Origin of the sequence: Rothia mucilaginosa (assembly GCF_001548235.1) — a bacterium.
Taxonomy (GTDB): domain Bacteria; phylum Actinomycetota; class Actinomycetes; order Actinomycetales; family Micrococcaceae; genus Rothia; species Rothia mucilaginosa_B.
The window spans coordinates 81,603-93,767 of the sequence record NZ_AP014938.1; the positions used below are offsets into that span (position 1 = coordinate 81,603).

The window sequence follows — 12,165 nt, forward strand, 5'->3', positions numbered from 1 at the left end:
CCTCGTCACAACAGACGGGGTGCCCGGGCTCTTACGCGCTGAGGGAATCCGCGCGGATTCTTCTAGAGTTCTCGCCCCTAGAATTCTCGCCCTAGAGTTCCCACGCGGGGGCTGCGGCGGTGCTTGCCGAGTGCGCCTCCTGACCGGTTGCCACGCCGGTGGAGACGGTGAAGTCCCACGGGTCACTGTTGAGTGCAGACAGCTTCGTTTCGATGGTGAAACCGCGCTCAGCGAGCAGGGCACACAGGCGGTTTGCCGCCGAACGCAACCACAGCGATTCGCTGGCGGCGTGGGAGCAGTCAATCAGGGCGATGTTGCTGCCGTCGATTCGTGCGGTTTCGCGGAATTCGCTGGCGGGGTGGTGGCGCAGGTCGGCGGTAATGTACACCTGTGCGTCGGTCGCGCGTACTGCGTCGAAGAGGGAGTCGCCGGCACCACCGCAGAGGGCGACGCGGCGGATCGGCTGGTCGGCGCGTCCGGCGATGCGCAGGCCACCGGCAGTTGCGGGCAGTGCCGCTGCGAGGCGTTCTGCTAGCTCCTTGAGGGTGATTTCTTCGGGTAGGGTGCCGAGGCGACCGGTGCCTACCGCGTGTTCCTGCTCGTCGAGCACCTGGGTTTGCGCTTCGGTGAGCGGTTCGCGGTCAATCAGGCCGATAGCGTCGCAGAGCGCTTCGTTCACACCTTCGACGGCGGCATCGGCGTTGGTGTGCGCGCCGAGCAGGCCGCATCCGCCTTCGATAAGGGTGTGCAGTACATTGCCCTTGTAGTCGCTGTCGGGGATGAACTTTGCGCCGCGGAGCAGCAGCGGGTGATGGGTGATGAGCAGCTGCGCGCCTTCGGCTACGGCTTCTTCGGCGGTGGCGGTGAGGGCGTCTACTGCGAAGAGGACGGTGCTCACTTTAGCGGCGCCACGTCCGGCGACGAGGCCGGAGGCATCCCATCCGGCGGCAAGCTGCGGCGGGAAGAGCGTGTGGAAGGCATCGACGACTTCTGCGAGGGTGGGGGTTTCTAGTTTTTCAGTCATACCTCTATTGTGGCAGGTGGCGCGGCAGGGCAGGTGGCGGTTTACGCCAAAGCCCGCGGTAGCACAGGAATATTGTGCGGCCCTGCGGTGTTCTTCAAGTAGTGTGGTTTTATAGTTCAAGGAGGAATCATGACTGATGTTGTTCTTGCCGGCGGCTGTTTCTGGTGCCTGGATGCGGTGTACCGCCAGTTCCGCGGGGTTGAGGCGAGCGTCTGCGGCTACACGGGCGGCGAGACTCCCGACCCTGATTATCGTTCGGTATGTTCGGGTACGACCGGGTACCAGGAGGCGCTGAAGCTCAGCTTTGACCCGCAGGTCATTGACCTGGATACGGTGCTGGATATTTTCTTCACGAGCCACGATCCGACCAGCTGGGATCGTCAGGGTGCGGATACCGGTTCGCAGTACCGTTCGGTGCTTTTCTACGCGGATGAGCAGCAGCGTGAGGCGTTTGAGCGTGCGGTGGCGCGTGCTCAGCAGCTGTACCCCTCCCCCATTGTTACGGAGATTAAGCCCCTGGGCGTGTTCTATGAGGCTGAGGATTATCACCAGAACTATTACGCGTTGAATCCGGCGCAGGGTTATTGTGCGTTTGTGGTAAGCCCGAAGGTGGCTCAGGCACGCCGTAATTTTGCGCATCTGCTCCGTTAGTCGGTGCGTCCGGTTCAGTCGAGGCGTATTACGTTGTTCACCCCGTAGCTGTCTTTTGTTGTGTGGCAGCTACGGGGTGTCTTCGTATGCGCCCGGCTATTTGTTGTTCTCCTGTGCTTTACGGTTGCTATAAGGTGCGCCCGGTATGATGGGGGTGTCGACTCATTCCCCCCCTCGTCCGTTGACCTCTTCGAAAGACTGCTGATGACTAGCCCCTCTTCTAAGCCCGTCGCTTTGAGCCGCCGCGCCGTGTTGGGTGCGGGCGGTGTTGGTCTTGCCGCTGTGTTGTCTGCGTGTGCGCGTACGGTGCATCCGCCAGTTGATACTGCCGCCTCTGAGTCAGCGAGCGTGAGCCCCTCTGCTTCGCCGGCGTTGCCGTCTGCGAATAAGTCGTATCAGGGTAAGGTCACGTTCGATAACTTTGAGAAGAACGGCGAGTATGTGCCTGCCACGGCTGAGAAGAAGGCGCAGAATGTGCCCAAACCGATTATGCCGGAGAAGGTGCAGGAGCTGAGCATTGACGGTATTTATGCGCTGATTGGCTATTGGATTTCTAGCTTTAATTATTTGGCGTTGACGGGTGATATTGAGCCGTTGAAGAAGACGGACCCGAGTAGCGAATACTATAAGGAGCTTGAGCCGATGGTTAAGCTCTATGAGACGGGTCGCGGCTGGCTTTACGATACGAGTGAGCCGATGTCTGTGTACCTGTTGACGGATACTCCCACGCAGGTTGAGGGCGACCGTATTCGTTATTTCTGGCGTGCTCGTTCCCTGGTTGATCAGAATGCGAAGAGGCATCTGACGGAGGGTGATAACCGCGATAAGTCGCTGGCTAGGGCAGAAGATTCTCAGGGTCAGGCGATGAGGATTGTTGTGGAGTATAAGGAGGGTGCTTGGTTTATGAGTACCCAGAAGGATAAGGATGCTGGTAAGAGCTCGGATTCTGCGAGCCCCTCGGCTTCCTAGTGCACTAATTGCAGCTTTTTGGGTTTATTCTACTCAAAAGTATATGAATAGCAACATTTGATAGTCATTCACGCACTTTAGGGTATGATAGGGGTGTCAACTCACTCTATTTCCTTTGTTGACCTCTTTTGAAAGGCCAATTATGATGAGCCCTTCCCCCACCTCTGTTGGTATGTCCCGCCGCGTGGCACTGGGTGCAACCGGTGCCGGCGTACTGGCTGCATTGACTGCGTGCGCTAGCGATATTCGCCCGCTGGCTGACGGTAGCGCATCCAGCTCTCCTTCTGCTTCTGCAAGTGCGTCCGAAAGCGCATCCGCGAGTGCCTCGGCTAGCGCTTCAGCTTCTGCTTCTTCCGGCAAGTCCTACAAGGGATTTGTGAAGTTCGATAACTTCGAGAAGAACGGCGAATACGTTCCTGCCACGGCTGAGAAGAAGGCACAGAACGTGCCGAAGCCTCTCGTTCCGGGGAACATGAACGATCAGAACGTTGATGGCTTGTACGCGTTCATCGGCTACTGGCTGGCGAGCTTTAACTATGCGCTGATGACCGGCGATGCTGAGCCGATGAAGAAGGCTGACCCTGCAGATGTGTATGCGAAGAGCCTGGAGGAATTTACGTACATGTACGAGAGCAATCTGGGCTGGATGTACGGTACGGATACCCCGGTTACTATTGAGCTGATTACTGGTTCACCGCAGAAGGCGTCCGGTAGCACTACCCGTTACAACTGGCCGGGTTATATGAACTACAGCCCTGATGCGAAGATTCATCGTGAGGGCAAGTCTGACCAGCCCCTTAAGACGGATTCCAGCCAGAAGGGCCAACTGATGAAGGCTGCTGTGGAATACAAGGACGGTAAGTGGTTTATGCTCACCGGCAATGAAGGCTCTTCTTCGTCGGCTTCCGGTTCTTCTTCTAGCTCTTCTTCTGTCTAGACCCCACCATAATGGTCAGGCGTAACGGCTTATGATGAGCTTCTCCCCGCCCGCGGTAATGCACCGTGGGCGGGGTTTCTTTGTGCCGAAACTCTGCGGAAACCCAGGGCAGGAAACCCAGGGAACACCCAGGGGAAAACCCCGCGGATGTTCGGGTTCGGCGGAGGGCGCCTCGGGTACGCTTAACGTATATACATTGACGTACTACATGTGGTCTTTACCTGCAGGTTGTGAGCCCGTGCTGACGGCTTTGAGGGTGAAGGTTCCAACGAAGGACTTCCGATGACTACTTTCTTCACTCGACGTACTGTCCTGGGTGTTGCTGTTGCTGGCGCGCTTTCTGCGTTGACTGCGTGTGCTAGCGATATCCGTCCGCTGGCTGGCGGCACCGGCTCGGCTTCTCCGTCGGAGGCGGCGACCGCCTCCGAAACTGCTTCCGCGTCGGCGTCTGCGAGCGCTTCTCCTTCGGCGTCTGAGAGTGCTTCTGCTGCTTCGGGTCTTCGCTCTTCGGGCAGGAAGTATAAGGGCATCATCACTTTCGAGAATTATGTGGAGAACGGCAAATATGTTGCGGCGACCGCTACGAATCCGGCTGAGAATGTGCCGAAGCCTGCGCCTCCTGAGAATTTCAAGGAGCACAGTGTTGATGGTGCGTACGCTTTCTTGAGTTTCTGGCTGGCAAGCTTGAACCATCTGATGATCACGGGTGACCCGGAGCCGATTGAGATGGTTTACTATAAGGGCTACGGCTGGGAGAAGTATCAGAGCACAATCAAGCTGTATGCGTCGGGTGCTGGTTGGGTGTACGGTACGGAAACTCCGTATATTGTTGAACTGCTGACTGATGCTCCTCGTGAGGTTCCCGGCAGCAATAATACTGCCTTCATTTGGGAGGGCCTCGCCCATATGGACCCGAAGATGAAGCGGCATTATAGGAGTCAGCCTGATAAAGAGACGAGCGCTGAAGAGTCGAAGAAGAAGGTCGCGAGGTTCCGTCTGGAGTACAAGGACGACAAGTGGGAGCTGTCTAGCGCCGCTTAGTTGCTGTCTGGCGGAGGGTTTCCTCTCGTGGTGATTTCTCATGGTATAAGACCCCGCACCTGGTAAAACGCTGGGTGTGGGGTCTTAATTTTCTGAACATGCGAGGTGGTCACAGGGCGATCTGGTGCCTCTCGGGTAACCTTAAATGTGTATACATTGACGTACTGATAGGCCTGTACGGGGTGCGTATGCCCACCACGGTGTGTGGCGTGATTTGCTTTGTATTGGCTCCAACGAAGGGCTTCCGATGACTACCTTCTTCACTCGACGTACTCTCCTGGGGGTTGGTGCGACCGGTATTCTTGCGGCGCTGACTGCTTGCGCTAGCGATATTCGCCCGCTGTCGCAGGGTTCCGGCGGTTCCTCCGGTTCGCCTTCTGCTGCTGCTTCTGGTGCGGCTTCTTCTGCGAGCGCCTCTGCGTCGCCTTCGCCCACTGATGATCACACTCCCGGCTCGTATGTTGGCCCGATTAAGTTCAATAACTACGAGCGGAACGGCACCTACATTGCGGCGAGTGCGAATGCGCCGGCGCAGAACGTGCCGAAGCCTCTTATCCCGGAGAAGATGAAGGAGAACAGCCCCGAGGGCGCCTACGCGCTGATGGGTTATTGGCTTGCTTCCCAGAATTATCTGATTCTGACCGGCGATGTTGAGCCGCTAATGAAGGCGGATCCGGCGAAGGCCTTTTTGAAGAACTCTAAGACCATGATTAGGCTCTATGAGTCGGGTCTGGGGTGGATTTACGGTTCGGATCAGCCGTACAAGATTGAGATTGCGGAGAACGAGCTTCAGCCGGTTGCTAATAAGCCGGACCGTTATGAGTGGCTTGTGACCGTCGCCTATGATCCTGCCGCTAAGTACCACATTGAGGGTGAGCCTGATGCGACTATCGTTGAGGAGGAAAAGACGATTCCTCGCACGACGAAGTTCATCATGGAGTACAAGGAAGGCATGTGGCGCATGCTCCTGGACAACAACAGCTAAATTTCTTCATCTTCTGACACACATTACTTAAGGATTTTTTTCATGGCTACTTTTCTTTCTCGACGTGCCGCACTAGCTGCTGCTACCGGCGCCGGCGCGGCTGCGGCGCTGACTGCCTGCGCTAGCGATATCCGCCCGCTGGCTGATAGCTCCGCCTCCGGTGAGGCTTCGCCTTCGGCAAGCGCTTCTGAGTCTGCAAGCGCCTCCCCCTCGGCATCTGCGTCTTCTTCCGCTAAGAAGTCGTACAAGGGCGCGGTGAAGCTCGACAAGTACGAGAAGAACGGCGAATACGTTCGAGCAACTGACGCTCAGAAGGCGCAGAACGTGCCGAAGCCTGTTGTTCCGGAGAAGATGCACGAGGCGACCATTGAGGGCATGTACGAGTTCCTCTGCTACTGGGTGGCAAGCTTCAACTACATGTTCATGACGGGCGATTACGAGCCTCTCAAGAAGGCTGACCCCGAAGGCCGCTATGCGAACGATCAGGCCAATGCCGTTCTTATCTACTCTTCCGGTAAGGGCTGGGTGTATGACACGGATGCACCGGTTACCGTTCAGCTGCTGACTGATGCTCCCAAAAAGGTTGCAGGCGGCCCCAACCGCTACGATTGGCTCGGACGCATCATCTATGATCCCAACGCAAAGGCTCACGTTGAAGGTCATGACCCTGTTCCCCTGGTTGAGGGATCGACCAAGAGCGAGGCAACCAATTTTCCGTTTGACTATAAGGACGGCGCCTGGTTCTTGCTTAGTGATGAAGAAGCCGATTCCCCCTCTTCAGAGGCGAGTAGCGCTGGCGCCTAACCCGCGTTTCTAGCCACTTATCCTAGCCATTTATGGTGATGAGAGAAGCCCCCGTATGCAGTTGAGGCTACGTGCGGGGGCTTCCCCTTTTTGCTTGCATGGCTTTTGTTTGCATGGCCTGCGTACGGCCGTGTTGAACTGTTCCCCCAGACGAGCAGGTGCACAGGATTTGAATGTGTCAACAAAACTGCTCGGGTACGCTTAAAAGCACACGAACAAACTATTGAGGGGTTCTCATGCCTACCTTCATTACCCGACGCACCGCCCTGGGTATCACCGCTGCCGCCGCGCTCGCCTCCTTGACTGCCTGCGCCAGCGATATTCGCCCGCTGGAGGACCCGAGCGTGGTTGACCCGATGCGTCCCTACAATGGCGATTTGAAGTTCGATAGCTACAAGTCCACCGGAACGTACCGCCCCGCAAGCGCCACGAAGAAAGCGGAGAACCCGCCCATGCCCGTCCCTCCCCAGAATATGAAGTCGAAGACGACCTCGGGCATGTACGCGGCACTGGGCTACTGGGTCGCATCGGTGAATTATCTGACCATTACCGGTAATAATGAACCGTTCAAGGACGTAGACCTGGACGGTATCTACGTGCAGAAGATGAAGTCGTATGTAGAGTTGTACGCAAAGGGTGAGGGGTGGATGTACGGCACCGAGACGCCGCTCATGGCTGAGCTGACCGAGGAGACCCCGCAGAAGGTTGACGATCAGCAGTACCGTTGGAAGGGTATTGTCCGTGGCCATAAGGATGCTGTTCTCCATTACGTACCCGAGGACAGGGACATTCGTGTGGGTGAGTCGAGCGGTGATTCCAGTAACGATGAGGTCACTTTTGTGTTGAATTATCGAGACGATGCGTGGATGGTCACCGTTGAGACGAAGAATTCCTCGACGACTTCTCCCGGTTCCTCGGGCGGAAGCGATTCTGGCCTCAACGTTTAGGATGCAGTGGCATAGACACCGACACCACGTACGCCCAACAAACAGCACTTTTCGTTAGCTAACGCAGTTTTTGTAGTATTTTCCCAGGTTTGATACCCAAGAAATCATAAACATATCCAAATACACTAAGGTACCCTGAAATAGATACACCGATAATCTATTGAAGGGTACCTTATGTCTACCTTCGTGACCCGACGCGCCGCCCTTGGCATCGCCGCCACCGCAGCGCTCGCCTCCTTAACCGCCTGCGCAAGCGATATTCGCCCGCTCAGCGACCCGAGCACGCCCGAGGAACAGCGCTCCTACAAGGGCGACCTGAAGTTCAACGGCTACGAATCACGCGGCACCTACGTTCCCGCAACCAGCTCGAAGAAGGCGGAGAATCCGCCCAAGCCTGTCCCTCCTGCAGAGATGAAAGCCAAAACGACGGAGGGCATGTACACCGCCATAAACTACTGGTTGGCTTCTTTCAATTACCTTATGATTACCGGCGACATTGAGCCCTTTAAGGCTGTGGATATAAACCGAAACGATATCTACAAGGCCGAACCTTTCGTCGAATTTTATGAGAAGAACACTGGCTGGGTGTACGGTACTGATGCGCCATTCTCAGCAGAGCTAACCGAGGATGCTCCGCAGAAGGTTGACGAGCAACAATACCGCTGGCTGGGTGTTGGCCGTTACAACAAGGAAGCAAAGATCCACTACACAGATGGTAGAGAGCTCACCATGGCCTCATTGAGTAGCGGCCCTGGTGATTATGAGTTCTTCTTTATCTTGGAGTATCAGGATGGTGCCTGGACGGCTCGGAATGAACCAGCCAAACTTACAACGAGCTCACCCAGCTCAAGCGCGAGTAGCTCCGGCGCCTCCGTTTAGAACCCCGGTCATATCGTAGTCGGGCGAGAGCCATAGGTCCCGTGTTTTTCGTCATCTACCGCCGTTTTTACGGTCATGGAGGCGCACACAGCATTGGGCTGACCGCTCCCCTGCGATATTCTGGAATTAGTTCATTTCCGGCACATACTTTATTCACCTCAGAAAGAGCCCCATGTCTACCATGTATACCCGCCGCACCGCCCTGACCGCACTGGGCCTGGGCACCGCAGCGCTTCTTGCCGCTTGCTCTTCCAAGTCTTCCTCCGAGTCTTCAGCGACCGCGAGCGCATCCGCTACCGAGTCTTCGACCGCGAGCGCTAGCGCGACCGCATCCGTCTCCCCCACCGCTGAGGCAACCACCACCGTTGAGCCTGGCCCCAGTATGAAGGGCGAGGTTGTTCTTGCCGACTACTCCTCCACCGGCACTTTTGAGCCCGGCACCAAGGAGCACAAGGCTGTCAACGTTGCGATCCCGGTTGAGCCGGCGAAGCTGCGTGAGAACAGTGTTGAGGGTCTGCACGCGTTCATCGCGTACTGGCAGGCTACCCTGAACTACCTGCTACTGACCGGTGACGGTACCCGCTTCACGAACATTGACCACACCGGCGACTACTCGACTGTGGCTGAGTTCTTCCAGAGCATGTACGCTTCGGAGAGCGGCTGGGTTATTGGTTCGGAGCGTCCGATGATTCTGTCACTGACTGCTGACCGCCCGACTAAGGACACCCGCACCGGCTACTACACGTGGGCATCCGAGATGGTGATTGATGGTGCTGAGGGTGCTGGCGTGTACAGCAAGACCAATGATCGTGTGCAGCCGCTGACCGAGGTGTTCAAGTACCCGGGTAAGCCGGTGGCTGGCCAGATTGTGGCGCACTACCAGGACGGCACGTGGCGTATGGTGCGTCGTGCTCCGGGTACTGCGTCTGCTTCGCCGGTTCCGTCACTGAGCCCGAGCGCTTCGGCTGAGGGTGCTGCGTCTGCAGAGGCGACCGCTGCTTCTGCTGAGGCATCGGCACAGTAGGTTCTGAATCCCCTATACCACTGAGAAGCCACATGTGTTTCAAACACATGTGGCTTTTTGCTTTTAATCTTTCTTGGATAAGTCAGGCATAAACAAAAAGCCTTGATTCCGAAGAATCAAGGCTTTTTCCTAGTGTGACCCCAACCGGATTTGAACCGGTGACGGAGGGTGCATGATGCCGAGCGCGCGAGGAAATCCATCATGCCCCGGAGTGCCGCGACGTAAGGAGCGGCGCCGTGAGAGGCTCACGGCGGCACCATAGAATCTGGGCTCAGTTTTGCCCGATAAACAAATAAACCCTCAGCCAGAAGACTGAGGGTTTATTTCCTAGTGTGACCCCAACCGGATTTGAACCGGTGTTGCCGCCGTGAGAGGGCGGAGTACTAGGCCGCTATACGATGGGGCCGTGAGATTTACATCTCTTTTACCAGGTCTCCCTGGCAACACATATAACTATACAGAGGTTCCCAGAAACAACAAAATCGAAAAGCGGTGAATTGAGTCACATATTTTACACCGAGTGCAAGACCCACCATATAGGCTCTTTTCCAACTACACCAGGCACTCCCCCAGCAGCTTCCACCGCCACCACACCCCGCCTCCACCCAATAAACACCTTACAAAACGCCACGGCATCAAGGCACAAAAATGCGCCCCGCACAGTGTACGGGGCGCATCCCACTCAAACTAGAGCAAGAAACTATGCCTTACGGCGGCGAAGCACCATCACAGCGGCACCAGCGATCAGCGCAAACGCACCGACAGCCGCCAGGCTCAGAACACTCTGAGCACCAGTCTTAGCCAGCGAGCCCTTGCTCTGAGGCGCAGACTTGGTCGCCGAAGCGCTCACCTGAGAATCAACGCCGGAGCTCTTAGGCTGAGACTCGGACTTCGCCGACGAAGAGTTCTTCAGCGGCGCGGTCTTCGCAGTGGTTCCCAGCTGGTCGTTAGCTTCCTCAGCCTTCGAAGGTTCACCCTTCGACTGCTCAGCCGCAGGCTTCTCTGCTACTGCAGATGCAGATGCGGAAGGCGACGCCGAGGCAGCGGCAGGGAACGCCGGCTCATCAGCCTCATTGCGGTTATCTGCATTGCCGGCATCCTTCGCATCATTAACAATCAGCGAAACAGCCGAATCATAATTGCGGTTGGTAGCCACATCAGAACCAGCAGTGACGGTGCCGAGCAGGTAGCCCTGGCTGTACTGCATGGTGTTCGCAGGAACACGCAGAGTTGCCTCGAAGGAGTACTTGCCGGTACGTGAGTTGTAGACGAACGCGCTCGCCGGAACGATAGTAGACACCTTCTGGATGTTTGCCAATTCGCTATCGGTCAGCTTGTCATAACCCATCGACCACTCACCCTCCTTGACGAGGAACAGGCGGAGACCTTCGGCCGGCGGCTTATCATAGTCGTAGCCGGACACATGGAAGGTGTAGGGGCGGGTAATGTCGACGGTACCCTCAGCGAAGTTCAGGGTGGGGTCAATCAGCACTGCAGTAGCCTGCTTCGGGTAGCCCTGGAAGGGAACCTTTGCGGGATTAATAGTCGCGGTGGAGGTGAATTCACCCTCGGAAACCTCAGCGTAGAACTTCACGATGGAGTTCGGAACCAGCTTCTGCTGCGAGGAAGGAACAGTCTTGCCGTTACGATCCACGGTCGCCTTGGAGGTGTAGGTGTCGGTCAGGGAGCCGTCGCCGGTCTTCGCGTTCAGCACGTAGGGTACTGCCGCGGTGGTGTTGGCGATGTCCTGCTTATCCACTGCGATGACGGAGCCGTCCTCGGCGATGGTCAGGTCGTTAGCCTTACCACCGTTCATCTCAACCTCACCGATCACGCGGTCGGTCTTAGCGTCGAAGATAGCGATCTTACCGGTGCCGAAGTCGGTCACGTACACCAGGTCACGCGCCTCATCGTTCTCCATGGACAGGGCCTGGGTGCCGAACTTGACGAACTTCTTGAACGCGCCGGTAGTCAGGTCGTACACGGAGATACCGGAGTTCACGCCGTTCACACCCTGAGAGGAGACGTAAATTTCGTTCTCGGAGTGGTCAATGGTGACGTCAGAGGGGCGAACCTCAACGGAGGAGTTCTCGCCGCGGGTCTGGATAACCTGCTCGGTCTTGAAAGTGTGGGTGTTGATGACGAAGACCTTGCCGCCGGTGCGCTCAGGCACGTACAGCTTGTCGCCGTCAACGGTCATGTTCATGCCAACATAGCGGGTACCGCCATTGGGGGTACCCTCCAGCTGCAGCTTAGTAACTTCGAAGGTCTTCATGTCGATAGCGGACACATAGTAGCGGCCGGTCACGAACACCTTGCCGGAGTTGTGGTCCACCAGCACGGAGCGGGGGTGCTCAATCCAGTTCGGGTCACTCTCAGAGATACCGTGGTTAGTCCAAACCTGCTCCATGGTGTTCTGGTCGAACACAGACAGGGAGTTGTCAGTGGTGTTAGTAACCCACACGGTGCCGGACACATCATCAACAGTGATACCGTACGCGGAAATGTAGCCGAATTCGCCGTTCTTATCCAGCTCGAAGGGAAGCGCTGCTACTTCTTCAATCTGAAGAGTGTCCGCGTTGACACGAGCAATAGTGGAGGCGAGGTTGCTATTACCGCCCACGCCAACCATCCAGATTTTGTTGGTCGCCTTGGAGTAGGCAACCTGGTACTGGCCGGGCAGGCCCTGGGTAATCTGCGCGACGGATGCGGAGGTGTCAACAACGCGGCTCAGCGATGCGGTGGAAGGAGCCGATGCGCTAGAGGCGGCGGTCTGATGTGCGTTATTCGGTGCTGCGAAGGAGGCAGGAATCATGGCTGCGCCGGAGATTGCGAGCGCGAGGGAGCCAACGGCGAGCCCCTTCAACGCCTTGCCCGAGGAGGGAGTGAGGTTCAATGTGTGTC

Annotated in this window: 11 protein-coding genes and 1 tRNA gene; 9 read left to right on the forward strand and 3 right to left on the reverse strand. The window is 56.8% G+C overall.

Annotated elements, in window-relative coordinates; all coding sequences use genetic code 11:
* Window positions 1-91 precede the first annotated feature (91 nt).
* Window positions 92-1,024, reverse strand: a complete 933-nt coding sequence (locus tag RM6536_RS00300; protein ID WP_060823576.1) for a Nif3-like dinuclear metal center hexameric protein — start codon at window positions 1,022-1,024, stop codon at window positions 92-94.
* A 129-nt stretch (window positions 1,025-1,153) separates the two neighbouring features.
* Between RM6536_RS00300 and msrA the strand changes: the two genes are divergently transcribed.
* The 9 genes from msrA to RM6536_RS00345 all read left to right on the forward strand — a co-directional run bounded on the left by msrA (window position 1,154) and on the right by RM6536_RS00345 (window position 9,261).
* Window positions 1,154-1,675, forward strand: coding sequence for a peptide-methionine (S)-S-oxide reductase MsrA (gene msrA / locus RM6536_RS00305; protein WP_060823577.1), 522 nt, complete (start codon window positions 1,154-1,156; stop codon window positions 1,673-1,675).
* 204 nt (window positions 1,676-1,879) lie between these two features.
* Window positions 1,880-2,644: a DUF6318 family protein gene (locus RM6536_RS00310; RefSeq protein WP_060823578.1), complete on the forward strand. Its 765-nt coding sequence runs from the start codon at window positions 1,880-1,882 to the stop codon at window positions 2,642-2,644.
* Between the two features lie 142 nt (window positions 2,645-2,786).
* Window positions 2,787-3,581 (forward strand): DUF6318 family protein, encoded by a 795-nt coding sequence (locus RM6536_RS00315; protein ID WP_060823579.1) that lies wholly within the window; start codon window positions 2,787-2,789, stop codon window positions 3,579-3,581.
* Window positions 3,582-3,863: 282 nt separating this feature from the next.
* Complete coding sequence (locus RM6536_RS00320; protein ID WP_060823580.1) at window positions 3,864-4,622, forward strand: DUF6318 family protein; 759 nt, start codon at window positions 3,864-3,866, stop codon at window positions 4,620-4,622.
* A 247-nt stretch (window positions 4,623-4,869) separates the two neighbouring features.
* A complete protein-coding gene (locus RM6536_RS00325; protein WP_060823581.1) occupies window positions 4,870-5,607 on the forward strand; it encodes a DUF6318 family protein in 738 nt (245 codons plus the stop codon).
* A gap of 42 nt (window positions 5,608-5,649) precedes the next feature.
* On the forward strand, window positions 5,650-6,411 hold the full coding sequence (locus tag RM6536_RS00330; protein WP_060823582.1) for a DUF6318 family protein: 762 nt from the start codon (window positions 5,650-5,652) through the stop codon (window positions 6,409-6,411).
* 236 nt (window positions 6,412-6,647) lie between these two features.
* Window positions 6,648-7,358: a DUF6318 family protein gene (locus RM6536_RS00335; RefSeq protein ID WP_060823583.1), complete on the forward strand. Its 711-nt coding sequence runs from the start codon at window positions 6,648-6,650 to the stop codon at window positions 7,356-7,358.
* Between the two features lie 174 nt (window positions 7,359-7,532).
* Window positions 7,533-8,237, forward strand: a complete 705-nt coding sequence (locus RM6536_RS00340; RefSeq protein ID WP_060823584.1) for a DUF6318 family protein — start codon at window positions 7,533-7,535, stop codon at window positions 8,235-8,237.
* A 172-nt stretch (window positions 8,238-8,409) separates the two neighbouring features.
* The gene (locus tag RM6536_RS00345) at window positions 8,410-9,261 is read left to right on the forward strand and encodes a DUF6318 family protein (protein WP_060823585.1); all 852 of its coding nucleotides are present in this window, start codon (window positions 8,410-8,412) and stop codon (window positions 9,259-9,261) included.
* Between the two features lie 333 nt (window positions 9,262-9,594).
* Here the strand turns inward: RM6536_RS00345 and RM6536_RS00350 are convergent.
* Together RM6536_RS00350 and RM6536_RS00355 are read right to left on the reverse strand one after the other, a co-directional pair.
* Window positions 9,595-9,667: transfer RNA gene (locus RM6536_RS00350), tRNA-Glu, on the reverse strand.
* Between the two features lie 294 nt (window positions 9,668-9,961).
* The gene (locus tag RM6536_RS00355; protein WP_060823586.1) at window positions 9,962-12,157 is read right to left on the reverse strand and encodes an LPXTG cell wall anchor domain-containing protein; all 2,196 of its coding nucleotides are present in this window, start codon (window positions 12,155-12,157) and stop codon (window positions 9,962-9,964) included.
* Window positions 12,158-12,165: the final 8 nt, after the last annotated feature.